Origin of the sequence: Streptomyces thermocarboxydovorans (assembly GCF_039524635.1) — a bacterium.
GTDB classification, from domain to species: domain Bacteria; phylum Actinomycetota; class Actinomycetes; order Streptomycetales; family Streptomycetaceae; genus Streptomyces; species Streptomyces thermocarboxydovorans.
This window is the reverse complement of record NZ_BAAAGU010000036.1, coordinates 10,947-34,778: the sequence shown is the minus strand read 5'-3', so window position 1 is coordinate 34,778 and position 23,832 is coordinate 10,947. Positions and strand designations below refer to the sequence as shown.

Genomic DNA, 23,832 nt, shown 5'->3' with positions numbered 1-23,832 from the left:
GGTGACATGCAGCGACGCCGGGAGAAACCTTGAGCGTTCCGTACGAGACGGCAGCGTACGATTCCGCCGACTCGCCCGAGTCCCCCAAGGAGCACCTCGCACGGCTCCTCGGCCGCACCCTGAACTCCTTCGAGCTGCCGGACGAGACGATACGGCGCCTGGACTGCGCGCTGGCGCACGACACCTCGCTGCACTCGGCGCACCACAGCGCGGGCCTGCACCGTGAGACCTACCGCCACACCTGGCTGCTGTCCGACGGATCGGCGCTCACGCTCTGGGAGCTGGTCCACAACACCGCGCCGGGCGGCGAGTCCCAGCACGAGGTGTACGCGGACGAGGAGGAGCTGCGCGCCGCCACCGCCCGGCTGCCGCTGCCGGCGGACGCCCCGGACTTCGAGCTGCCGGTGACGGTGCAGCTGACCATGGTGCACGCGCCCCGGTACGCCTACGCGCCGGACGACTCGGCGGACCACGCCCGCCGTTTACTGCGCAGGGCGGAGAACGCCGACCGGCCGGGCGCGGAGACGGCCGCGCTGCTGAGCAGGGCGTTCGCGTACCAGATCACCCAGGCCTTCGGCCGGCCGCGGCATCCGGGGCGTCCGGGGCTGAACCTGTCGCTCTACGAGCACGCGTTCCTGCTCCGCGACGGTGCGGAGGTCTCGCTGTGGGAGGTCGAGCACACGGCCACCCCGGACGGGCGGCACATGTGCGAGGTGTATGTCACCGAGGACGCGGCCCGGGACGCGATGGAGCGAAGGGCCGCCCGGATCTTCTGAAGGCCCCGCCCCGAACCGCGGGCGGCCGTTCTCGCCCTGTCGAGTGTTGTTGCCCTGCCAGCCGAGGGGGCCCTGCCAGCCGAGGGGGCCCTGTCAGTCCTCCTCGTGGCGGCCGCCGCCCCGGAAGCGTCGCACCAGGCCCGCAAAGGCATCGCGCTCCTCCGGAGTGAGACGCACCGCCTCCGCGAGCGGCCCCGTACGCCGCTGGCCGGGGATCACGGGCATCCCGGGGCCGGTGTGCCGCACCCGCTGCGGGGCGGCCGCCGCGTACTGCACCGCCCGTCCGCGCCGCCCGCGCCCGGAACGGCGTCCCAGGCCGCGGCGCCATACCGCGACCAGTCCCGCCGTGCAGGCGAGGGCGACCAGGGCGAGAAGCCCGGCGCCCGCCACCCCCCTCGAGATCGAGTCGTGCTCAGGCATGCGCCCCAGTACACACCCGCGGTCCGGGATGTGTACCCCGGACCGTGAGGAGCGTGATGTATCTCGCAGTTGGTGCGAACCCGGCGTAGGGGATCCCGTGCCCGCGGTCGATGTCGTGTGCTCAGGACACCAGTTCCGGCTTCTTCTCCGCCACCGGGGCGGTGGCCTCGTCCGGCCCGGCCCCTTCGACATGCTGCGCCGGACGCTTCGGCAGCGCGAACATCAGCAGGAAGATCAGGCCCAGCACCGCGGCCACCCAGCCCAGCGCGTACTGGAAGCCGTCCGCGTAGGCCGGGCCCACCTCGGCCGGGGTGAGCCGGTCGTCGATCACCCCGAAGAAGACCACCGACACCAGGCCGAGGCCCAGCGCGTTGCCCATCTGCTGCACCGTGTTGATCAGCCCGGAGGCCGACCCGGAGTGCTCCCGCGGCACCTCGGAGAGCACGGCGTCCGTCAGCGGGGCCACGATCAGGCCCATGCCGGCGCCCATGACCACCAGCGGCAGCGCCATCTGCCAGGAGGTGATGCCCATGCCGTAGCGGTCGGACTCCCAGATGTAGAGCAGCACTCCGGCCGCCATCACCAGCGCGCCGGCCTGGAGCACCTTGCGTCCGAAGCGCGGCACCAGCAGCTGCACCGACATCCCGGCCGCCGCGGAGACGGCGATGGAGAACGGCACCCCGGTCAGCCCGGCCCGCAGCGCGCTCCAGCCCAGGCCGATCTGCATGTACAGCGTCCAGACCAGGAAGAAGACGCCGAGCACGATCCCGAACACCGTCTGCACGGCGATGCCCGCCGCGAAGCTTTTCACCCGGAACAGCGACAGCTCGATCAGCGGGGAGCCGTCCCGGGCGCTCTTGCGCCGCTCGTGGGCCACCAGCACCGCCAGGATCAGGGCCGCGCAGGCCATCGAGACATAGCCCCACACCGGCCAGCCCAGCTCCTCGCCGCGGGTGAGCGGGTAGATCACCATCAGCAGGCCCAGCGTCACCAGCGCGACGCCGACGAGGTCGAGCCGCAGGGCGCGCGGGGCCTTGGACTCGGTGATGAACCGGCTGCCGAGGATCAGGCCCGCGATGCCGACGGGCAGGTTGATCAGGAAGATGGGCCGCCACTCCAGACCGAAGAGATTCCACTGCGTGAGCAGCGCGCCGAGCAGCGGACCGGACACGGCGCCGAGGCCCACGATCGCGCCGAACAGCCCGAACACCTTGCCGCGTTCGTGCGCCGGGAACGTCGCGTGCACGATCGACAGCACCTGCGGCACCATCAGCGCCGCCATGGCACCCTGCAGAACGCGGGAGACGACCAGCATCTCGGGGTTCACGGCGAACCCGCACAGCGCGGAGGCGAGGGTGAAGCCCCCTATGCCGATGAGGAAGATCCGCTTGCGGCCGTGGATGTCGCCGAGCCGGCCACCGGTGATGAGCCCGGCCGCGAAGGCCAGCGCGTAACCGGCGGTGATCCACTGCACCTGGCTGAAGGTGGCGCCCTCGGCGCGCTTGATCGAGGGAATCGCCACATTGACGATCGTGACGTCCACGAGGTCCATGAAGGCCGCCGTCATCACGATGGCCAGAGCGAACCAGCGGCGGCGGTCGCCCACGGGCTGTGTCTCGGTGAGGTTCATGCCGCTGACGCTATCGGTCATGTAGGTCAGATCATGTCCTAGATCTGGGGCATCCTCGTTTCCATGACGACCGACACCCCGGCACGGCTGCTTCAGCTCCTCTCCCTCCTCCAGACGCCCCGCGAATGGCCCGGCGGCGAGCTCGCCGAGCGGCTCGGGGTCTCCCGCCGCACGGTCCGGCGCGACATCGACCGGCTGCGCGAGCTCGGTTATCCGGTGCAGGCGACCATGGGCGCCGAGGGCGGCTACCGGCTGGTCGCCGGCAAGGCGATGCCGCCGCTGGTGCTCGACGACGAGGAGGCGGTGGCGATCGCGGTCGGCCTGCGCGCCGGCGCCGGGCACGCGCTCGAGGGCGTCGACGAGGCATCGGTACGGGCCCTGGCGAAGCTGGAGCAGGTGCTGCCCAGCCGGCTGCGCCACCGGGTCGCCGACCTCCAGGCCGCGACCAGCCCGCTGACCAGCGGCGACGGCCCGACCATCGCGCCCGAGACGCTGACTGTGATGGCCTCCACCATCGCCGGGCACGAGCGGCTGCGCTTCGCCTACCGCGCGGCCGACGGCACCGAGTCCCGCCGGCTGACCGAGCCCTACCGCCTGGTGTCGACCGGGCGCCGCTGGTACCTCGTCGCCTACGACCTCGACCGCGCCGACTGGCGCACCTTCCGCGTCGACCGGGTGAGCGACCCGTTCGCCACGGGCGCCCGCTTCACCCCCCGGGAGCTGCCGACCGGCGACGCGGCGGAGTACCTGCGGCGCTCCATGCACCGCAACCAGGACACCTACGACCTGGACATCACCTTCGCCGCACCCGCGCAGACCGTCGCCGCCAGGCTCCCCGGCTGGCTCGGCACACCCGAACCCCTGGACGAGCAGAGCTGCCGGCTGCGCACCACGACCACCGACGCCAAGGACTGGATGGCGGTGCGCCTGGCCATGCTGGGCTTCGACTTCACGATCAACTCACCGGCGGAACTGGCCGACGCGGCCGTCGAGTTGGGTGACCGTCTACGGAGAGCGGCGGCGGGGGTCGCGACGGGCTGAATGCGGCGGCGGGGGCCCCGACGGGCTGAGCACGGCGGCGGGGGCCGCGACGGGCTGAGCACGGCGACGAAGGCCGCAACGAGCTGTGCCCGACGGCGGGTGGCCCCCGGGGGCGCCGGCCCTTCGGGGAACGGCCGGACGAAGGACGAGCGGCCGGGCGTCCGCCCCCGTCACTCCCCGCCGCTCGCCAACTCCTCCCAGGGGAAGCCCCGTAGGCATCCAAGGTTCCGCAGGGCGAGTCCGGCAGGCCCCTGTGCCCCCTCCGCCGGCGCCTCCCCCGCCGCCCACGCCTCGACCGCCGTACGCACCGCCGCGCTCGCGACGGCCGCCGCGTACCGGAGGCGGGCCGACACGGCAACGTTGTCGGAGCCGTCAACGCTGCTGGAGCCGTCGGCGAGTTGACGTCCCGTCACTCTCCGGGCCAGCACCTCCGCCAGCTGCCGCTCCGAGGCCTGACCGACCTCCGCCCAGACCCGGCGCAGCGCGGGCTCCGACCCGGCGAGCCGGATCAGCGTGCGCATCCACTCCCAGGACCCCGCCGAGACGCCCACCCCGGGCGTCAGGGTGTGCCGCACGGCCGCTGCCAGCGCCTCCGGCACGGAGACCCCCGCCGGTGCCGCCCGCACCGCTTCCGTCCAGCGCCGGGCGCCGGCCTCGTAGAGCGGGGCGACGGCCTCCTCCTTGACGGCGAAGTACCGGTAGAAGGTGCGCGGGGCGATGCCCGCGGCCTGGGCGATGTCCTCCGCGCGGGTGGCCCTGAGACCCCGCCGCACGAACAGGCCGGCCGCGGCACGGGCGATGGCCATGCGGGTCTCGGCCTTGCGTCGCTCGGTGAGCGACAGCGCTGGAGGAGTCGGAGGAGTGGTACTGGTCACGCCCGGCAGGCTATGCCCATGTGGCACAATCTGCCATCTGGCGGGCCACCCCGGGGTTCAGGTCCGGGGTGACCCGCCCCTCCAGGCACGCACCAGTCCGGAAACGGACATGAAGAAGCCGGGCCCGGCGCCCGGGGGGAAGAGCGCCGAAGCCCGGCTGGGAAGTCCCGGCGCCGGGGGGGGGTTGTGCGTCGGGACGTGGTTCTCGGGGCCGTGAGCGAGCACGGCCACGGGGGTGGGACCTGAAGCCCGGGACCCGGCGCGGACGATGCCGAACCGGCCCGAACTCCCGGTCTTGGAAGACTTGTTCCCGGAGCTGTCGATTTGAAGCGACGCGGAACGGCCAATGTTTGCGCGGTCTTTCGCCACCCGGCGTACGCCGTGGGTGGCATGCCGCCCCTCGGAGGGGGACGCTCCGGAGCGGGCGGTGAAGGGTTTTCTGCGCGACCGGCCGCCGTCCGCCGCACGACGCGGCGGCGTCACGCCGCCGCGTCGAAGCCGGTGTCGCGCGCCAGCTTCTTCAGCTCCAGCAACGCGTGCTTCTCGATCTGGCGGATGCGCTCGCGGGTCAGGCCGTGCTCCTTGCCGACCTCGGTCAGCGTGCGCTCCCGGCCGTCCTCGATGCCGTAGCGCATCTTGATGATCGAGGCCGTGCGCTGGTCGAGGCGGCCGATCAGGTCGTCCAGCTCCTCGCTGCGCAGCAGCGTCAGCACCGACTGCTCGGGGGACACGGCGGAGGTGTCCTCCAGCAGGTCGCCGAACTGGGTCTCGCCCTCGTCGTCGACCGACATGTTCAGCGAGACCGGGTCACGGGCCCAGTCCAGCACATCGGTCACCCGCTCGGGCGTGGAGCCCAGCTCCTCGGCGATCTCCGCCGGCTCCGGCTCGCGGCCGTGCTCGCGGTTGAACTCGCGCTGCACACGGCGGATGCGGCCCAGCTCCTCCACCAGGTGGACGGGCAGGCGGATGGTGCGGGACTGGTCGGCTATCGACCGCGTGATGGCCTGGCGGATCCACCAGGTGGCGTAGGTGGAGAACTTGAAGCCCTTGCGGTAGTCGAACTTCTCCACCGCACGCACCAGGCCGGCGTTGCCCTCCTGGATCAGGTCCAGCAGCGGCAGACCACTGCGCGGGTAGCGGCGGGCGACGGCGACGACCAGACGGAGGTTGGAGCGGATGAAGATGTCCTTGGCCCGCTCGGCCTCGTCGACCAGGGCCTGGAGCTCCTCACGGGTGGCTCCGGCCTTGTTCTCCTCGTAGCCGTCGAGGATCTGTCGTGCGAACACACCCGCCTCGATGATCTTTGACAGCTCGACCTCCTTTGCGGCGTCGAGCAGCGGTGTGCGCGCGATCTCGTCGAGGTACATGCCGACCAGATCACGGTCTGCGATCTCGCCGCCATGGGCGCGAACACTGCTTGCCGTGTCGACCGTCTCGCCGGTGGCGGACTGACGACGGGCGACGGCGCGGGTTGCCATGCGTGCTCCCTTGCGATGGTGAGGTCAGCGGGCGGTCCTGCGGACGCTGGGCACTGCTCAGGTCTTCTTCGGACTCTTCTCGGGTGCCCGGCATCCGAACGAAACAACGACTTGAATCGGGACAGAATTCCCAAGCCGACCCACAATTTTTGTGATCATGCAGTACCCTGTCCGGCCACACGGGGAGGCGTGATGCCGTCTGAGCTTGCAGAGGTCCAGGTCAGGCCGGGGTGCGAGGGGGATCTGCCGGCTCTCACCGAGCTGTACAACCACTACGTACGTGAGACGCCCATCACCTTCGACACGGCGCCCTTCACTCCGGAAGAGCGCCGCCCTTGGCTGCTCTCCCACCCCATAGACGGGCCGCACCGCCTGATGGTTGCCACAGGCCCCGATCCCGGGCAGCGGATCCTGGGCTATGCCACGTCCAGCCCGTTCCGGCCCAAGCCCGCCTACGGCACCTCCGTGGAGACGACGGTCTACGTCGCCGCCGACGCCGGCGGCCGGGGCGTCGGCAGGCTGCTCTACAAGGCCCTCTTCGACGCCCTGGCCGGGGAGAACCTGCACCGCGCCTACGCGGGCATCACCCGGCCGAACGAGGCGTCGACCCGGCTGCACGCGCGCTTCGGCTTCCGGTACGTCGGCACCTACCGTGAGGTGGGGTACAAATTCGGCCGCTACTGGGACGTGGCCTGGTACGAGAAGGAGCTGTGAGGACGCCGGGCCGCTGAATCGGACTCGGCATCCGAGCCGCCCCGACCGCCGAGCCGCCCGGACGGTTGAACCGGACCGGACCTCCCAGCCACCCGTTCCGCCGGCACGTCCCTCAGCCGAACTGCACCGACCGCTTGGCCAGCCCCATCCAGAACCCGTCGATCACGGACTTCTGTTCCCCGAGATCACCGGCCGCGTCGGCGGCCCCCATGGTCACGAAGAGCGGTGCGAAGTGCTCGGTGCGCGGATGGGCGAGCCGGCCGGCCGGTGAGGTGTGCGTGAAGTCGAGCAGCGCGTCCACGTCGCCGGACTCCAGGGCCCGGCACCCCCAGTCGTCGAACTCCGCCGACCAGGTCGGGATGCCGCCCTGGCGCAGTGCGGCGAGGTTGTGGGTGAAGAAGCCGGAGCCGATGATCAGCACACCCTCGTCGCGCAGCGGCGCCAGCCTGCGCCCGATCTCCATCAGCCGGACGGGTTCCAGGGTCGGCATGGAGACCTGCAGGACGGGGATGTCGGCCTCCGGGTACATCTCGACGAGCGGGACGTAGGCGCCGTGGTCGAGGCCCCGCTCGGGCACGTCCTGGACGGGGAGCCCGGGGGCGCGCAGCAGCTTGCGCACCGAGTCGGCGAGCTCCGGCGCGCCGGGGGCACCGTAGGTCACCTGGTAGTAGTGCTCGGGGAAGCCCCAGAAGTCGTAGACGAGCGGGACCCGGGTGGTGGCGCCGAGGGCGAGCGGGGCCTCCTCCCAGTGGGCGGAGACCACCAGGATCGACTTCGGGCGGGGCAGGGCGGCCGACCAGGCGGCCAGCTCACCCGGCCAGACCGGGTCATCGGCGAGCGGCGGCGCGCCATGGCTGAGGTAGACGGCGGGCATGCGCTCTGCGGTCTCGCTGGTCATGGCGGCGGCTCCCTCCGGGCGGTGCCGGACTCTCGCGAAGCAGTCCCGGACCTCCGCGACTTACTTCAACTCTAAACTTTCTCCCTTCCGACCGTACGCCCCGTTTGTTTAAAGTTCAAGCAGTGTCGCCGTAGAGTGGATGCATGAACACCGCACCCGCATCCGAACCCTCCGAGGAACCCCGCTGGCTCACCGACCGGGAGCAGGGCGTCTGGCGCTCGTACATCGAGGCCACGACCCTCCTGGAGGACCACCTGGACCGCCAGCTCCAGCACGACGCCGGCATGCCGCACATCTACTACGGCCTGCTGGTCAAGCTGGCCGAGTCCCCCCGGCGGCGGATGCGGATGACGGAACTGGCCATGCACGCGAAGATCACCCGCTCGCGCCTCTCGCACGCCGTGGCCCGCCTGGAGAAGAACGGATGGGTGCGCCGGGAGGACTGCCCCTCCGACAAGCGGGGCCAGTTCGCGGTGCTCACCGACGAGGGCTACGAGGTGCTGCGCCGGACCGCGCCCGGCCATGTGGAGGCCGTGCGCCAGGCGGTCTTCGACCGGCTCAGCCCCGAACAGCAGAAATCCCTCGGCGAGATCATGCGGATCATCGCCGAGGGACTCCAGCCCAAGGAAGCGGGTGCGGACCTGCCCTGGCTGCGCTGAGCGGCCGGGGCAGGTCCGCGGGGAGGCGTACCGGACGAGGCGTCCCCTCCTCGCTCGGTACGCGGGGCCCGGGTCGGTCCGTGAGGCCCGAAGGGGTTCCCCCGAGGGGGTGATGCCAGCGGATCCGTGGATCCGCTGATCCGTGGATCCGTGGATCCGTGGATCCGCTGATCGCTGGATCCGTGGGTCAGCGGGGGCGGGTGGATCAGTGGGCGACCACCGGCACCGCCACCTCGTCCTCCTCGGCGGCCTCGGCCGAACCGGCGACCGCGGTGGTGCCCGGCCGGCCCGCGTTGACGAAGGTCAGCGCGATCGCGGCGGCCAGGACCAGGATGCCGACGGCGAACCAGATGGCGCTGGTGTAGCCGTGCACCATGCCCTGCAGCTGGACCAGCTGTTGCTGGGACCGGCTGGTGGCGCCGCCGATGTGGTCGGCGACGTAGGCCGTGGTGGCCGACGCGGCGATGGTGTTCAGCAGGGCCGTACCGATCGCGCCGCCCACCTGCTGCGAGGTGTTGACCATCGCGGAGGCGACACCGGCGTCCCGAGGCTCGACGCCCAGGGTGGCCAGCGACATGGCCGGCATGAACGCCGTACCCATGCCGAGACCGAGCAGCAGCATCGCCGGCAGCAGCAGGGCCGCGTACGAGGAGCCGATCTGCAGCTGGGTCAGCAGCAGCATGCCCAGCGCGGCGACCAGGAAGCCGGGACCCATCAGCAGCCGCGGCGCGACCCGGGTCATCAGGCGGGTGCCGATCTGGGTGGAGCCCGTGATCATGCCCGCGATCATCGGCAGGAAGGCGAAGCCCGTCTTGACCGGCGAGTACCCCTTCACGACCTGCAGGTAGTAGGTGAGGAAGAGGAACAGGCCGAACATCGCGATGATCGCCAGGCCGAGCGACAGGTAGACCCCGCCGCGGTTGCGCTCGGTGATCACGCGCAGCGGCAGCAGCGGCGCCTTGACCCGCGACTCCACGGCCACGAACGCCAGCAGCAGCACGGCGGAGGCCACGAACATGGCGACCGTCACCGAGTCGCCCCAGCCGTCGGACTCGGCCCGGGTGAAGCCGTAGACCAGCGCGACCAGACCCAGGGTGGAGAGGATCACGCCGGGTATGTCGAGCGGCGAGCGGTTGCGGCCGCCCTTGGGCTCACGGATGACGAAGTACGCCCCGGCCGCGGCGACCACGGCGAACGGGATGTTGACGAAGAACGTCCAGCGCCAGTCCAGGTACTCGGTGAGGAAACCGCCGAGGATCAGACCCACGGCACCACCGCCACCGGCGATCGCACCGTAGATGCCGAACGCCTTGGCGCGCTCCTTGCCGTCGGTGAACATCACCGCCAGCAGCGACAGCGCGGCCGGCGCCAGCAGCGCGCCGAACACACCCTGCAGCGCGCGGGAGCCGAACATCATCGCCTCGTTGGTGGCCGCGCCGCCCATCGCGGAGGCGGCGGCGAAGCCGGCCAGACCGGTGACGAAGGTACGCTTGCGGCCCCACAGGTCGGCGATACGGCCGCCGAAGAGCAGCAGACCGCCGAAGGCGAGCGCATAGGCGGTCACCACCCACTGGCGGTTGCCGTCCGAGATGCCCAGGTCCTGCTGGGCGGAGGGCAGGGCGATGTTCACGATGGTGGCGTCCAGGACCACCATCAGCTGGGCGAGCGCGATGAAGACCAGCGCTTTCCAGCGGTTGGGATCAACTGCTTGGACGGCGCTCCGTGCGCTGTCCGGGATCTTCGAGGCTGAAGAAGACATGGGGGTACCCACTTCGGAACTTCGTGACGGAAATTTCGGGACTGGTAAAGAAAAGCGCGTACTGCGGTAGCGGCCCGTCGGCTGTGCCCGTGCCTGTGACTGTGTGCGGTGGCTGTGACTGTGTGCGGTGCCTGTGGCTGTGTGTGGCTGTCGGGGTCTGGGTGGGCGCTCTGTCGGGGTCTGGGTGGGTGCTGTGGTCAGATCGGCTTCGGACTGATCCGTGAGTCGTCGCCTCCTGGCCGACTCATCTGCTCGTCAGCCCTGGCGCAGGTCCTCCATCGTGACGGCGGTTCCCGGCAGGACGGACGGGGCCGGGGCCCGCATGCCGTCCAGGAGCAGCTGCACATGCCGGTGGACGAACCGGTTGAAGCGTTCGAGACTCTCGCATCCGGTACCGGCCGGAGGCCGGCTGAGCTGCGAGACGCCGACCAGCAGGTCGCCGAACTCCACGTCCTCACGGAGCCGGCCGGCCGCCTTCGCGCGGTCCATCAGCCGTGCAACCAGGCTCTCGACCCGCTCCCGCGACTCCTCCAGGTCGGGGTGGTGCTGGTCGAAGGTGCTGGAGACCATCGGGCACAGCGCGCTGATCCGCTCGTCGGCGGCGGCGTGCGCGAACCGCTCCAGGGCCTCGAACGCGTCCCCCGTCTCGGCGAGCGCCTCCTCGGCCGCCCGGGCCGTGCGTTCCATCACGGAACAGACGACCTCGCGGACGAGCGCGTCGCGATCGGGGAAGTTGCGGTACACCGTGGCGTTGCCGACGCCGGCCCGGCGCGCGATCTCGTCGAGCGGCACGTCGGGCCCGTGCGCGACGAACATCTCACGGGCGGCGGTGACGATCCGCTCCCGGTTGCGCAGGGCGTCGGCACGCGGCCGGGGCGCCTTGCGCGGTACTGGGGTGGCGGTCTGCACGGTGCGCTCCTGTGGTCGTTGCTTCAGTACGAGCTGCTGCTCTTGTTGTCTTGTTGCTGCTCCGCGGTAACTGCTTCCGCGGTTACTGCTTTCTGCGTGTTCTGTGTGCTTCTGTGCGACGAACCGGGGAGCTGCTCCCCGTTTCGCGCGGACACAGGACTAAACGGGGAAGGGCTCCCCGGTTATTTCCCTCCTGCCGAAAAATCTCCTTGTGACCTGAATCACAAGCTCGGCGGCACGGAACCCCACGATCGGCCCGCCCAGCGAGCGAGCGCGCATCCGGCGACGCAGGGTGATCGAGAGGGTGCAGCCGGAGACCGGCGGCTGCCGTGTGGAGCGGAGGGTCTTCATGCAGCCGCAGCCGAGCAGACGCGCCATATCCCCGCGCCGCGTCGCCGCCCTGGCCTGCATGACCGCCCTCACCCTCGCCGTCAGCACCTCGGCCGGCAACGGCCGTCTCTCCCCCGCCACTTCGGCCGCCGGCGCCGGTTCCGGAGCCGCCCCGAACGTGCTGTCCCGCACCACCGCCCATGCCCCCTGCCTGATCAGCAGCTCCCGCGAGGTCGAGATGTCCGAGGGCATCCCGACCTCGTCCGGCTACGCCCGCTCCACCGGCACGGTCCGCGCCCTCACGCTGATGATCGACTTCTCGGACGCGCCCGGCGATGGCGACGCCCTCGACCGCTACCGGGAGTTCTTCCCGAAGACCCAGGAGTGGTTCCGCACCAGCTCCTACGGCCGGCTCGACTACCGCCCCGAGATCCCGATCCCCGACTGGCTGCGCATGCCCAGGTCGTTCCGGGCCTACGGGATAGAGCGCGGAGCCCCCTTCGACCCCGGCTACCGCGACCTGGTCCGCGACATCGTGAAGGTGGCCGACCCCGAGGTGGACTTCCAGGAGTACGACCTGCTGAACGTGCTGGTGACGCCCAACGCCGGCCCCTCCGCCCTCGACACGGTCCTGTCCGTCACCTTCGCCGGCAACAACCAGGCCCCCACCGCGGACGGCGTCCCCGTCGCCAACGCCTCCTTCGTCTACTCCCGCCAGGACGACGGCTCCGGCACCTACGGGCAGACCGGCTACCGCGTGCTGCCGCACGAGAACGGCCACGTCTTCGGCCTGCCCGACCTCTACACCGCCGAGGGCGGCGGCGCGGTCGGCCACTGGGACATCATGAGCGAGGACTGGGGCGCCAACAACGACTACCTCGCCTGGCACAAGTGGAAGCTGGGCTGGCTGGACGCGTCCCAGGTCCACTGCGCGGCCGAGGCGGGCACCCGCGACTACACCCTCACCCCGCTGGCCCACCGCGGCGGCCCCAAGCTCGTCTTCATCCCCCTCGACGACCGCACCGGCTACGCCGTCGAGGTCCGCACCCGGGCCGGCAATGACGAGGCCGTCTGCCGCCCCGGCGTCCTCATCTACAAGGTCGACGCCAACGTCGACACCGGCATGGGCCCCATCAGGGTCTACGACGCCCGCCGCGAAACCGGCGGCTGCACCCGCAGCCCCAACGTCCACGCCGAACTCTCCGACGCCCCCTTCCGCAAGGGCCAGAGCTTCATCGACCGCAAGGCAGGCGTACGAGTGAGCGTCGTGGACGAACCGGACACGGCCGCGGAAGCAGACGTGGAACCGGCAGCAGACCACGGCAACGACAACCGCCCGGCGGCCCGGGACCCCCAGGCCCCCCGCCCCGGCGACCGCTTCCGCGTACGGGTGTCCCGAGACGAAGCCCTGGACGACTGACGCGCCCGCCCCTTGGCCGCCCTCTCCCGATCTTGCTGCCATAACCCCCAGCCCCCACCGCGCCCGATCCGGTACCCTGACGCCTGTGGTCCTCCACGACCACAGGCCACCACCAGGCCCTGCCTTCGTAGCTCAGGGGATAGAGCACCGCTCTCCTAAAGCGGGTGTCGCAGGTTCGAATCCTGCCGGGGGCACCAGCACATACGGCCCGGACCGATCATGGTCCGGGCCGTTTGACATCCAGGTCTGACATCCAGCCGGACCACGCGGAGGCCGACGGGCTGGGCGACGCGGGTGAAGGAGCGATAGACGTTCCGCGGCTCGACCGGGCGCCCGGTGCGGGTGGTGAAGACGTAGTCCGACTCCTGCCACTTCTCCCCTTCAAGGCCCGTCACACAGGCTGAGTTACAACTTTCTGCTGGCTACTGGTTCAAGCCCCGGCTGCGCTCCGCTCCGCCGGGCGCGCCGCGACGGTTACAACTGTGGGAGGCCCCTGACAACGTCTCCATGGCTGCGGTCGCCCTGGCGATCAGCGGAGGCGGCGCACTCAGCTCGTTCGAGACGACCGTTCTCCTGACCGTCGACGAAACCATGGATGCCCTGCGCAATGCCGGGCAAGTCCAGTACCGGGCTCCCGGCGCGTAGCGGTCCAGACGGTTGGCGGCTGCTGGGTTCAGACATCGAGACGACCGCGACAAGATCCGTCGGTTCCGTCGTCGACGCTGATATGACCCCGGACCGATCATGGTCCGGGGCCTTTGACATCCACTTCTGACGGCACCGGCACATCGGACTGACCGCCCGGAGCGTGGCCGAGGCCGGAGTCGGCGGCCAGGCGACACGCATCGTCGCCTCCGAAGCCGCCCGATTCCTGCGCGCCGGGCCCCTGGCCCACTGCGCCAACCCGGAGGTCCTCAAGTCCTGAGGGCTGCGCTCTCGGCCGGCACGGCCTCACCGTGGTGAGGTCGACGCTCAGGACTTCCTCAAATCCGTTGTCATAGGGACATGTTCACCACAAGATCGGTACGGCCGCGTTGATCAACGACCGCCTGACCAGCAGTCATGTGACGCGACGCGGCTGCATGCCCGACCAGCATGCTGAACGACAACGGAACATCAGGGGGAGACGTGACCACGTCATTCATCGCCGCTGAGCACTCGGCCAGAAGCAGCAGTGACCAGTGGCGCAAGAGGGTCCGCGACGTCGCGGCCCTCACGGCGGCCGCGGTGGCCCTGGGCGTAGCGGCTCCGCTGGCGAACGCCACGGGCGCGGAGCGAGCCGCCTCGGAGATGCCTTCGGTGAGCATGGCGGCGGAGACGGGTGCCGGCCTGGGCGCGCTGGAGAGCCTGGACGAGGAGGCCGCCTTCGCCGGTCTGGAGGAGGCGCTCCGCGCCGTCAGCGAGATCCCGGACGACGTGCTGCAGCAGGGGCAGGAAGCCACCGAGCAGTGGCTCGAGGCGCGCCTCGGGGAGAGGGCCGGCGAGGGCCGTATCCAGGCATTCAAGTTCAACGCCGGTGGCTGCGCCCGGGGCATTCTGCTGGCCGTCGGCTCGAACCTGCTGGCCATCGGGAAGATCTACAAGGTCAAGAAGGCCATCGACAAGCTCGGCGGCGTCAAGCAGGTCGTCAAGAAGATCCAGGACAAGAAGAAGCGCGGCAAGAAGAGCTTCAAGAAGGCGATCATGGAGGTCTTCGAGGAGGCCGGAACCGGCATCGGAGCCCTCGCGGCCGAAGTCCTGGGCGTCGACCAGGTCATCAAGAACTGCTGGTAGGACGGCCGGAGAAGGAGGAGACGGACGATGCACACGGTCGCGACGGTCCTGCAGTGGGCCTTTCTCGTCGTCGGCTTCGCCGTCCTGGGTGCCGCGCTGGTGAGTTCGGTGCGGATGAAGCTGGCGGGGGCCGGTTTCGGCAAGGTCGTCGAGAACCTCGAGGACCGCTGGTTCGGCGCCGGTTCGGTGCTGCTGGCGCTCCTCGCCGGGACGCTGGCGATGACGGGTGCCGGGCGGCTGTCCGGGCACGGTGTCGGAATCGACCAGGCGGCCCTGGTCGTCTTCCCGCTCGCCCTGGTCGCGGCGTTCGCGGTGCGCAGGCTCACGGCGGGCGGCGGGCGCGGGACCGCCGTACGGGCCTCGGGGCTGGTGATCGCCCCTGCCCTCCTCGGCGCCGTCATGTCGGCAGCCGGCTGATGTGAGAAGCGCGCCCGGCTGCATGCGACGCACGTCCGGCCGGCGTGTGGTACGCGTCCGGGTGGCGTCGGCTCGCAGCGGCAGAGGCGAGCCGACGCCACCCGGGCGGGCCATGCGGCGCCACCGCGTTCGCCCGGCTCCCGGCCTTCTTCCTGCACAACTAGCGGTGTCAAGAGCCAAGTTCACGTAGGTTGGTGGGCTGGTGCACCCGGTCGCCGTTCACTCACAGGAGGCTCAGCCGTGTCGGAGGACATCGCTCAGGACAGTGCCGGTTTCGAGACACGGGCGCGGATCGACACGTCGAGGCCGCACTCGGCGCGGTTCTGGAACTACTTCATCGGCGGCAAGGACAACTACAAGATCGACCGTGAGGTCGGGGACCAGATCAAGGAGATCTTCCCGGGGCTCGTGGACGTGGCGGTCTCCAGCCGCAAGTTCCTCGGGCGGGCCGTGCGGTATCTCGCCGGTGAGCAGGGGATCCGGCAGTTCCTGGACATCGGCACGGGGCTGCCGACCGCCGACAACACACACGAGGTGGCGCAGCGGGTCGCCCCGGACTCGCGGATCGTGTACGTGGACAACGACCCGATCGTGCTGGCGCACGCCCAGGCCCTGCTGACCAGCACACCCGAGGGCAAGACCGCGTACATCGACGCCGACATGCACGACCCGGACAAGGTGCTGCGGGCCGCCGCCGAGACGCTCGACTTCTCGAAGCCGGTCGGGCTCATGATCCTCAACACGCTCGGCCATGTGGACCCGTACGAGGACGCACGCGCCCTGGTGCAGCGGCTGATGGCGCGGCTGCCGTCCGGGAGCTACCTGGTGATCTCCGACAGTACGGCCACCAGCGAGCCCATGATCGCGGCCGCGGAGGCGTACCGGAAGAGCGGGGCGGTGCCGTACTACGTGCGCGCCGTCGAGGAGATCGCCGGGTACTTCGACGGGCTGAAGCTGGTGGAGCCGGGCGTCGTGCGGGTGCCGGAGTGGCGGCCCGAGGACGAGGAGAGCGGTCCGGCCGACCTGGATGCGTTCTGCGGCGTGGCGCTCAAGGAGTAGCCCCGCCGAGTGGCTACGCGACGATTTACGGCGACTCCGGCCCGCTGAGGGGCCTCACCCGTCCGCCCCGCCGTCTCCGCAGGTCGGCGGGGTGCGGGCGATAATCAGGGCATGGCCTCAGCGGGACCGGTTGCCGGGACGAACGCCGTGCACGAGCGGCTGCGGGCGGATCTGCTCGCCGTCGGCGCCCCGTACGGGCTGGTGCTGGCCGGGGGCGACGCGGTGCGGGCGCACGGGCTGGCGGAGCGGGTCAGCCGGGGCGTGGACCTGGCCACCGAGGACGCCGCGCCGATGGGTGAGATCGCCGACGCGGTGCGGGCGGGGCTGGAGGCCCGCGGATGGGTCGTCGGGGAGGTGCAGGCGGACCCGCTGGCGGCGCGGCTGGTGGTGCGCGAGGCGGCGGACGGCGACGAGTGCCCCGTGGACCTGCGGAAGGAGATGCTGTGGCGGCCGCCGGTGATGACGGAGGCGGGGCCGGCGCTCTCCCTCGAGGACCTCGTGGGTACGAAGGTGAGGGCGCTGGCCGACCGGGGGCTGCCCCGCGACCTCGTCGGCGTCCACGCCGTGGCCGACCGCTGGAGCCATCTGGAGCTCGAGGAACTCGGCCGCCGTCATGCCCCCGACACCTTCGACCTCGCCGAACTCCAGTCCCGCCTCACCGGCACCGACTGGCTGGACGACAGCGAGTTCCGCAGGCAGGGCCTCGACTTCCCCGCCGTCGACGAACTCCGCCGCTGGGCCCAGCAGTGGGCCGACGACATCGCAGAACGCCTCCTGGAGGGCGAACCTCCGGAGGAGGAAGAGGAACAGGAGAACGGGGAAGAGCCGCCGGAGCCGGACTGACCGACTGACCCCGACACACCCAGCCGCGCGCAGATTGTCGTGCCTCAACTGGAGCAACGTCTCTGCAGGTCAGCACACTGGTGTCATGATCACCGGGTTCTTTCCCGGGTTGCCGCATGTCATCGACTCGGGGGCTGTTCTCGTGGCGTTGGGTGTGGGGGTGCTGGCGCGGTGGGGGGTTCGGGTGTGGTGGGGGAGGAAGCGGGGGAGGGGGAGCGGAGGGCCGCCGTGACGGTGAGGGAGGTCAGGGCGAGGAGGGGCGCTGGTCGTGCGGAGCGGCTGGGCGGCGGCGCTGGACGGCCTGGGGCCGGGGACGCGGTGGCTCCGTGAGAACCGGCTCCAGGTGAACCGGCACGAGTTCCCGCCGCGTGAGATCTCCGGCGCCGAGCTGGTGTTCGTGCCGGTGACCGCGCAGCGGGTGGGATGGGTGACCTGAACGCCTGGGGGGCGTTCATATAGCGCGGCTAGCATCCGGGCATGACGAATGCCATGACGCATGCGGAGAACAGCGAGAACAGCGGTGCCTCTCCCCTGGATGTCGAGATCGGTGCGCTCACCGGTGGTCCGGCCGAGCTCGGGCAGTACGCCGGGCGGGTCGTCCTGGTGGTGAACGTGGCCTCCAAGTGCGGGCTGACGCCCCAGTACGAGGGGCTGGAGCGGCTGCACGAGCGGTATGCCGAGCGGGGGTTCACCGTGCTCGGGGTGCCCTGCAACCAGTTCCTCGGGCAGGAGCCGGGCAGTGCGGAGGAGATCGCCGAGTTCTGCTCGGCGACGTACGGGGTGACCTTCCCGATGACCGAGAAGATCGAGGTCAACGGGGTGGGCCGGCACCCGCTGTACGAGCGGCTGGTCGGTCACGCCGACGCCGGGGGGCACAGCGGGGACATCCGCTGGAACTTCGAGAAGTTCCTGATCGGCCGGGACGGCCGGGTCGTCGCCCGGTTCGCGCCGCAGACCGAGCCGGAGTCGGCCGAGGTCGTGGCGGCGGTGGAGAAGGCCCTGGGCTGACTCGTCCGCCGGGATGTCCGTGTCGCCGGGCGGGACGACGACCGTCCGGCGACAGGGGGGCCGACAGAGGGGAGCGAGGCAGGCGCGGGAGCGGTGACACGGGTGTCGGCGGGACGTGCTGCGGTGCTTGCTGGGCACAAGCCGAGCCCTCTCGGCAAGGACGGCGAACTCGTCGAGAGGGCTCTGTCGGTGGTGCTTGAGGGTCTTTCGCCGCCCGGGCTAGGACTTGACCGCGGCCACGAACGCGCTCCACGCGTCCGCGGGGAACGCCAGCTTCGGACCCTCGGGGATCTTGGTGTCGCCGAGTTCCAGCGCTTCCTCGGTGGTCGACCTGACCATCACGCACGCGCCGTTGTTGTTTGTGTAGGAGGACGTCGTCCACGTTTCCGTGGCGCCCAGACGAATTGCCATGTTCGCTCCGTAGCCAGTTACTGAGTTGCGTCACCGGGCTGCGCATTCCGGCAAGGACCCGCAGAACGGATTGCGCCAACCTCGACTCGTGGTTGGCGTGATCGACGCTACTCGCCACCCTCCTCTTTCGGGACAGTCCTTCACTCAACTAGGGACATATTCCAGGCGAGTCTTCCATTTTGGCACGGTGAGGATGTAAGGTTCGCCCCGCACCGCCCAGCAGACGGTAGTTGCGCCCGGCAGACGTCAGCGGCGCCCGGCCGGCAGGGCTCAGCGCGCGTACTCCTTCGCGATCCGCTCGACGAGCCGGCGCGAGGCCTCCACGTTCAGCGACTGGGCCCTCAAGTGCTCGTACATCACGGTGTACTTCTGTACGTCGTGCGGCTTCTCCAGGTACAGGTCGCTGGTGACGCCCTCGATGTAGACCACGCTCGAGTCGGCCGCGTCGGCGAACTCCAGGATCGAGTACTGGCCGTTGATGCCGGCGTGCGCGCCGACCTCGAACGGCAGCACCTGCACGGTGATGTGCGGCAGCCGGCTCATCTCCAGGACGTGCTCCAGCTGTTCGCGCATCACCTGGCGGCTGCCGACCACCCGGTGCAGCGCCGCCTCGTCCAGCACCACCCACAGCCGCAGCGGGTCCTTCTCGGCGGTGATACGGCTCTGCCGGCGCAGCCGGACCTCGACCCGCTTGTCGTTCTCCTGCTCCGACGCCTCCGGCGAACCGCCCTGGATGATGGCCTCCGCGTAGGCGCGGGTCTGCAACAGGCCGGTGATGATCTGGGGTTCGTAGACCCGGAGCGACTCCGCGTCGGTCTCCAGGCCGATGTAGACGCTGTACGGGATGTCGCCGAAGGCGTGCCACCAGCCCTGCTGACGCGAGTCCTTGGCCATCTGCATCAGGGACTCGACGATGCGCTGATCCTCCACCTCGTAGACATTGCACAGGTCGCGGACGTCGCGCTGGCTGATGCTGCGCCGCCCGTTCTCCAGACGGCTGATCTTCGACTGCGACACCAGCAGCCGCTCCGCCACTTCCTCCGCCGTCATGCCCTTGAGCTCGCGGAGCCTGCGCAACTCCTGGCCCAGCCGGCGTCGCCTGACGGTGGGATTGACATTGGACGCCACGGGACGTGCACCTCCGGCTGCGTGCCTCGTACTCGTACTCGTACTCGCACTTCGTACTTCGTACTTCGTACTTCTCGTGCTTGCTCTGCCACTTTGCGTATCTGCTGTTGAGCAGATTGCCACCAAGAGGTCCGCTGCCGCTGGGAAACGGTCGATATTCGACGAGTACACGCCAGTTCACGGGGTCGGCCGCACGCGGGACTGTAGCCTGCGGGCACGCCGAGCGGGGCGGAGAGAGTCCGTGCATTCTCTCCGCCCCGCTCGGACAGCGGCTCCCGTGACCGGGTCTGTGCTGCCGTGCCTCAGTGGGCCGCGGCTCGCGCCATGGATCCGCGGCGCGGTTGTGTGGGAACACCTCGTGCAGGGTCCGCCGTGCCCCGCCGGCCGCCCGGGGCGGGCTGCCTGCCGGCGGCGGGGCTGCGGCGCGGCTGCGAGGCCACACCGTTCTGGACGTCCATCACGGCGTGCGCCACGAGGCCGCCCATCGGGTCGTGCCGGATCAGATCCCGCAGCCGGGAGCGGGACGAACGTCCCTCGTTCCCCGGATACAGGTGTTTGCCGAGGCCGACCGCGTGGGCCAGGGCGGCGAGCGCCGCGGTCCGCGGGTCCGGCGGCACACCGGTACGGATCGCGGCGTCCAGCCGGGCCCTGATCTCCCGGCTGATCTCGGTGTCCGTCGCCTGGTAGCGAGTCGTCGGCAGCACCCCGCACATCTGTCCGGCCACGGCCTGCACCATGCCGCACCGCTCCAGATGCGAGAGGTAGGTCTGGCGGAGCCCGAGACGCGGCCCGCCGATCCAGTGGACCGCGCGCACCGGGGCGCCGCGCCGTCGCAGCAACTCCAGTGCGTGGTCCAGTGTCGGATCTCCTGTCGGCCGTGGTACCACCACGGCGATACGATCCCCGTCTGGGGCTATCCGTCCGGCCAGCGCCAGCTCCACTAGCTGTGCTCCGGCCAGACCGAGGTCGAGCGACTGCGGCTGTGCAGTGGTACCCGTGGCCGGGTCCAGTGCCAGCAGCAGAAGCTCCTCCGGAAGTGTTCTGCGGCTCCTGCCCATCCATGCCTCCCCGCGTGGATGAATGACAGGGTGACCCCTCTCACATTGGTCTGTCGAGGGTGCGTGACCGGTTCGTAAGGGAACCGGTAGGTATGTCGTTCTCGTCTACCGCGTGGGGTAGGCCCGCACACAGGACACTGGTACATGGTTCGGACAGCGCTCCGAGGCGTTGCCGGGCGGGCGGTTCACGGTTCGGTTGGCGCACACGTGCGTGCGGCACATGGAGGAGGCATCGGTGGCGGGCGAGTCCCCCGACAAGTCGAAGCAGCGCGAGTCGTCGGCAGGAACGACGTCGGGGAGCGCGGGCCCGGTTCCCGAGGCGAGAAGCTCCACGGAGGCGCGTGACCCGCGCCTGGCGGTCGCCCGCGAGGCCGCTCCCGCCAAGTCCGCGAAGTCCGCCGAGGCTCGGCCGAGGGTCGACACGGCCACCCAGGTGCTGTCGGTACGGCCGCGGAAGGGTTCCGACGGCGATACGGGCGACGGTGCGCAGAAGGCCGGTGACGCGGACGCGGGGTCTGCGAAGACGCCGTCGAGCGAGGAGCAGCACGAGGCTGCGACCAACGGCGACGGGCGCCTGCGGGACGCGGTCGCGGCGTGGGTCCGGGGGGCGGACTCCGGCGAGTCGACGTCCGGGGCGTCCGGGGCGTCTGGGGCGTCTGGGACCTCTGAGGCGTCTGAGGCGTCTGAGGCGTCTGACGCGGAGGACGGTGCGTCCGCTGAGGCCGGTGCGAACGGCGAGAAGAGCAAGGGCCGGGCGGCCGACGAGGACGACGGCGTTGAGGGCGACGCAGCCGACGACGCCGAGCGCTCGGCTTCCGCCCGGGCGAACGACTCCGCCGGCGGCGACTCCGAGGCCTCGCACGCAGAGGGCGCCGCAGGCGGGGACCGCGAGCGCACGGCATCCGACAAGGCGGGCCGGGCCACCACCCCGTCCGGGAGCGACGCGTCCGACGAGACGGCCAAGGCTGCCGATGCCGGAGCGCAGGACGCGAAGGGCGCCAAGGACGCACCGGACGTGGACCGCGCCGATGCCACGGACGCACCGGCCGCCGCGGGCAACGGCGGCGGGCACGCCGCCTCCGGCACGGCGGCCGCGAGGGCTGCCGCTGCCGGAGCGAAGAGCGCCACGCATGCCAGGGACGCCCAGGGCGACAACGACGCCAAGGACGCGCCCGCCGTCGGCGCCAAAAACGCCACCCCGGCCGGGGACGCCGCATCCGGCAAGGCGAAGGCAGCCGGCCGCGACGTCGGCGCCAAGGCCAAGGCCGGGCGTGACGACGACGGTCCCAAGAGCACCTCCACCCAAGGCACCCGCTCCCCCGGCGCACCCGCACCCAAGAGCACCCCCGCCCAGGGCACCCGCTCCCCCGGCGCACCCGCACCCAAGGCCACCCTTGACCAGAGCTCCCGCTCCTCCGGCGCGCCCGCGTCCAAGGGCACCCCGGGCAAGGACGGCGGCGTAGCCGAGGGCTTGGGCGGCCCGAAGGGCGACTCGGGTGGCAAGGGCGGGAAGGCCGAGCGGGCGGTCGATCAGCCGACCGCCGTGTTCAAGACCGTCCGTTCGGGGCCGGCGCTGGACCAGGCCACCACCATGCTCCGGGTCGACCGCTCCGATCAGAGCCAGGGCGAGCGTGCCTCGAAGCCGGATCAGAAGCCGGATCAGAAGCCGGATCAGAAGCCGGAGTCGAAGCCGCAGTCGGGCTCGAAGCCGGGGTCCGGGTCCGAGGCCGGGGCCGAGGCCGAGCGGACCAGCAAGTTCGTCGCGCTGAAGTCGCTGGACGACCCCGGCGTCCGCAAGCCCGCCCGCACCGAGCCGTCCGCCGCCGAGGCCACCACCGCGCTGCCGCAGATCGGGCCCGAGCGCACGGCCCAGCAGCCGCTGCCGCCGAAGCCGCCGCTGGATCTGCTCGCCGAGCTGACCAACACCCCGCCGCCGCCGGACACTCCGCTGCGCACGGCCGTGCGGCGGGTGAAGATCTGGACGCCGCTGGTCCTGCTGCTGGTGATCATCTTTGCGGTCGCGCAGGCCGTGCGCCCGCTGCCGGAACCCACCTTGACCGTCACCGCGGAGCCCTACGTGTTCGAGGGCGACAAGGTGCGGCTGCCGTGGCCGGGCGAGGGCCAGGGCTGGATGCATGTCGACGGGGTCGGCTCGATGGACCACTTCGGCGAGCAGAAGCCGGTGGCCATCGGGTCGGTCGCCAAGACCATGACCGCGTACGTCATCCTGCGGGACCACCCCCTCAAGCCCGGGGAGGAAGGCCCGAAGATCAAGATCGACGAGACGGCGGAGAAGGAGGGCGGCTACAACAAGGACGGCGAGTCCACGCTGGACACCGTCAAGGCCGGCGACGAGCTCACGCTCAAGCAGGCCCTGTCCGCCGTCATGATCCCCTCCGCCAACAACATCGCCCGGCTGCTGGCCCGCTGGGACGCGGGCTCCGAGGCGGCGTTCGTCAAGAAGATGAACGACACCGCCAAGGAGCTCGGGATGAGCGACACCCGCTACACCGACCCCTCGGGCCTGAAGGAGACCACCGTCTCCACGGCCGAGGACCAGGTGAAGCTGGGGCGTGCGGTGGTCAAGAACCCCGCTCTGGTGGCCATCACCAGCGCGGCGAGCTGGACCGACCCCTCCGGCAAGTACTGGACGAACTACAACGAGCTGCCGTACCGGATGGGCGCCATCGGCATCAAGACCGGCAGCACCACGAAGGCCGGCGGCAACCTGCTCTTCGCCTCCCGCGAGGAGGTCGACGGGCGGACGGTGACGGTCGTGGGCGCGATCCTCGGCCAGCACAAGCCGAAGATCCTCGAGACGGCCAACCGGGTCAGCCAGACGGCGCTGGAGGCCGCCGAGGACGCGCTGATCTCGGCGAAGGTCGTGAAGAAGGGCACAGTGGTCGGCTATGTGGACGACCAGCTCGGCGGCCGTACGCCGGTCGTGGTCACCAAGGACGTCTCCTCCGTCGGCTGGGCGGGCCTGAAGGTGAGGATGTCCTTCGCCCCCGGCTCCGTGCCGCACAGCGCCGAGGCCGGCACCGAGGTCGGCACGCTGACCGTCGGTGACGGGTCGAGCAGCGCGGTGAAGGTGCCGGTGGCCCTGAAGGAGGATCTCGTGGAGCCCGGCTTCACGGACAAGCTGACGCGCATCGCCTGATCCACGCTGTGACCTGCGCTCTCCCGCTGCCGGCCGTCGCCCGTCGCGGACGACGGCCGGCAGGGG

The 23,832-nt window shown here is 70.8% G+C and carries 22 protein-coding genes, 1 tRNA gene and 2 pseudogenes; 14 read left to right on the top strand and 11 right to left on the bottom strand.

Going from position 1 to position 23,832, the window contains the following annotated elements:
- Positions 1-29 precede the first annotated feature (29 nt).
- The gene (locus tag ABD198_RS18010; protein ID WP_344002535.1) at positions 30-776 is read left to right on the top strand and encodes a DUF6227 family protein; all 747 of its coding nucleotides are present in this window, start codon (positions 30-32) and stop codon (positions 774-776) included.
- Between the two features lie 93 nt (positions 777-869).
- Here ABD198_RS18010 and ABD198_RS18005 read toward each other — a convergent pair whose 3' ends face one another.
- Both ABD198_RS18005 and ABD198_RS18000 read right to left on the bottom strand, forming a co-directional pair.
- Positions 870-1,196: a hypothetical protein gene (locus tag ABD198_RS18005; protein WP_344002533.1), complete on the bottom strand. Its 327-nt coding sequence runs from the start codon at positions 1,194-1,196 to the stop codon at positions 870-872.
- Between the two features lie 121 nt (positions 1,197-1,317).
- Positions 1,318-2,847 (bottom strand): MFS transporter, encoded by a 1,530-nt coding sequence (locus ABD198_RS18000; RefSeq protein WP_425580502.1) that lies wholly within the window; start codon positions 2,845-2,847, stop codon positions 1,318-1,320.
- A gap of 42 nt (positions 2,848-2,889) precedes the next feature.
- On the opposite strand from ABD198_RS18000, the gene ABD198_RS17995 reads away from it, so the two are divergent.
- Positions 2,890-3,867, top strand: a complete 978-nt coding sequence (locus ABD198_RS17995; protein ID WP_344002531.1) for a helix-turn-helix transcriptional regulator — start codon at positions 2,890-2,892, stop codon at positions 3,865-3,867.
- Positions 3,868-4,037: 170 nt separating this feature from the next.
- Here ABD198_RS17995 and ABD198_RS17990 read toward each other — a convergent pair whose 3' ends face one another.
- Positions 4,038-4,742: a TetR/AcrR family transcriptional regulator gene (locus tag ABD198_RS17990; RefSeq protein ID WP_425580501.1), complete on the bottom strand. Its 705-nt coding sequence runs from the start codon at positions 4,740-4,742 to the stop codon at positions 4,038-4,040.
- A 479-nt stretch (positions 4,743-5,221) separates the two neighbouring features.
- Entirely contained in the window at positions 5,222-6,220 is a 999-nt protein-coding gene (locus ABD198_RS17985) for a sigma-70 family RNA polymerase sigma factor (RefSeq protein ID WP_344002528.1), read from the bottom strand.
- A 192-nt stretch (positions 6,221-6,412) separates the two neighbouring features.
- On the opposite strand from ABD198_RS17985, the gene ABD198_RS17980 reads away from it, so the two are divergent.
- Positions 6,413-6,934, top strand: coding sequence for a GNAT family N-acetyltransferase (locus ABD198_RS17980; protein ID WP_344002525.1), 522 nt, complete (start codon positions 6,413-6,415; stop codon positions 6,932-6,934).
- A 112-nt stretch (positions 6,935-7,046) separates the two neighbouring features.
- On the opposite strand, the gene ABD198_RS17975 is transcribed toward ABD198_RS17980, so the two are convergent.
- Positions 7,047-7,808 carry a dioxygenase family protein gene (locus ABD198_RS17975; protein ID WP_344002638.1) on the bottom strand — a complete coding sequence of 254 codons (762 nt, stop codon included), beginning with the start codon at positions 7,806-7,808 and terminating at the stop codon, positions 7,047-7,049.
- Between the two features lie 167 nt (positions 7,809-7,975).
- On the opposite strand from ABD198_RS17975, the gene ABD198_RS17970 reads away from it, so the two are divergent.
- The gene (locus ABD198_RS17970; protein WP_344002522.1) at positions 7,976-8,491 is read left to right on the top strand and encodes a MarR family winged helix-turn-helix transcriptional regulator; all 516 of its coding nucleotides are present in this window, start codon (positions 7,976-7,978) and stop codon (positions 8,489-8,491) included.
- Between the two features lie 205 nt (positions 8,492-8,696).
- Here the strand turns inward: ABD198_RS17970 and ABD198_RS17965 are convergent, their stop codons facing one another.
- Positions 8,697-10,250 carry an MFS transporter gene (locus tag ABD198_RS17965; protein WP_344002519.1) on the bottom strand — a complete coding sequence of 518 codons (1,554 nt, stop codon included), beginning with the start codon at positions 10,248-10,250 and terminating at the stop codon, positions 8,697-8,699.
- 255 nt (positions 10,251-10,505) lie between these two features.
- A complete protein-coding gene (locus ABD198_RS17960) occupies positions 10,506-11,159 on the bottom strand; it encodes a TetR/AcrR family transcriptional regulator (RefSeq protein ID WP_344002516.1) in 654 nt (217 codons plus the stop codon).
- A 349-nt stretch (positions 11,160-11,508) separates the two neighbouring features.
- Between ABD198_RS17960 and ABD198_RS17955 the strand changes: the two genes are divergently transcribed.
- Complete coding sequence (locus ABD198_RS17955) at positions 11,509-12,909, top strand: M6 family metalloprotease domain-containing protein (RefSeq protein WP_344002513.1); 1,401 nt, start codon at positions 11,509-11,511, stop codon at positions 12,907-12,909.
- Between the two features lie 121 nt (positions 12,910-13,030).
- Positions 13,031-13,106 (top strand) — tRNA-Arg (locus ABD198_RS17950).
- Positions 13,107-13,121: 15 nt separating this feature from the next.
- Here ABD198_RS17950 and ABD198_RS17945 read toward each other — a convergent pair.
- A pseudogene (locus ABD198_RS17945) lies at positions 13,122-13,289 on the bottom strand (site-specific integrase); the annotation flags it as partial.
- Between the two features lie 127 nt (positions 13,290-13,416).
- Here ABD198_RS17945 and ABD198_RS17940 point away from each other — a divergent pair.
- The 7 genes and pseudogenes from ABD198_RS17940 (at position 13,417) to ABD198_RS17910 (ending at position 18,009) form a co-directional block, all read left to right on the top strand.
- On the top strand, positions 13,417-13,554 hold the full coding sequence (locus tag ABD198_RS17940) for a hypothetical protein (RefSeq protein ID WP_344002510.1): 138 nt from the start codon (positions 13,417-13,419) through the stop codon (positions 13,552-13,554).
- A 483-nt stretch (positions 13,555-14,037) separates the two neighbouring features.
- Positions 14,038-14,682 carry a hypothetical protein gene (locus tag ABD198_RS17935; RefSeq protein WP_344002507.1) on the top strand — a complete coding sequence of 215 codons (645 nt, stop codon included), beginning with the start codon at positions 14,038-14,040 and terminating at the stop codon, positions 14,680-14,682.
- A 27-nt stretch (positions 14,683-14,709) separates the two neighbouring features.
- Positions 14,710-15,099 carry a hypothetical protein gene (locus ABD198_RS17930; protein WP_344002504.1) on the top strand — a complete coding sequence of 130 codons (390 nt, stop codon included), beginning with the start codon at positions 14,710-14,712 and terminating at the stop codon, positions 15,097-15,099.
- A gap of 240 nt (positions 15,100-15,339) precedes the next feature.
- Positions 15,340-16,158, top strand: a complete 819-nt coding sequence (locus tag ABD198_RS17925) for an SAM-dependent methyltransferase (protein ID WP_344002501.1) — start codon at positions 15,340-15,342, stop codon at positions 16,156-16,158.
- A 111-nt stretch (positions 16,159-16,269) separates the two neighbouring features.
- Entirely contained in the window at positions 16,270-17,001 is a 732-nt protein-coding gene (locus ABD198_RS17920; protein WP_344002498.1) for a nucleotidyl transferase AbiEii/AbiGii toxin family protein, read from the top strand.
- Positions 17,002-17,272: 271 nt separating this feature from the next.
- Positions 17,273-17,434 (top strand): annotated as a pseudogene (locus ABD198_RS17915) (transcriptional regulator); the annotation flags it as partial.
- A gap of 44 nt (positions 17,435-17,478) precedes the next feature.
- Positions 17,479-18,009 carry a glutathione peroxidase gene (locus ABD198_RS17910; RefSeq protein WP_425580500.1) on the top strand — a complete coding sequence of 177 codons (531 nt, stop codon included), beginning with the start codon at positions 17,479-17,481 and terminating at the stop codon, positions 18,007-18,009.
- Positions 18,010-18,228: 219 nt separating this feature from the next.
- On the opposite strand, the gene ABD198_RS17905 is transcribed toward ABD198_RS17910, so the two are convergent.
- The 3 genes from ABD198_RS17905 to ABD198_RS17895 form a co-directional block, all read right to left on the bottom strand.
- Positions 18,229-18,420 (bottom strand): DUF397 domain-containing protein, encoded by a 192-nt coding sequence (locus ABD198_RS17905; RefSeq protein ID WP_167996147.1) that lies wholly within the window; start codon positions 18,418-18,420, stop codon positions 18,229-18,231.
- Positions 18,421-18,690: 270 nt separating this feature from the next.
- Positions 18,691-19,548: a Scr1 family TA system antitoxin-like transcriptional regulator gene (locus ABD198_RS17900; protein WP_167996148.1), complete on the bottom strand. Its 858-nt coding sequence runs from the start codon at positions 19,546-19,548 to the stop codon at positions 18,691-18,693.
- A 302-nt stretch (positions 19,549-19,850) separates the two neighbouring features.
- Complete coding sequence (locus tag ABD198_RS17895) at positions 19,851-20,606, bottom strand: GOLPH3/VPS74 family protein (RefSeq protein WP_344002493.1); 756 nt, start codon at positions 20,604-20,606, stop codon at positions 19,851-19,853.
- Between the two features lie 235 nt (positions 20,607-20,841).
- On the opposite strand from ABD198_RS17895, the gene ABD198_RS17890 reads away from it, so the two are divergent.
- On the top strand, positions 20,842-23,766 hold the full coding sequence (locus tag ABD198_RS17890) for a serine hydrolase (protein ID WP_344002488.1): 2,925 nt from the start codon (positions 20,842-20,844) through the stop codon (positions 23,764-23,766).
- Positions 23,767-23,832 lie beyond the last annotated feature (66 nt).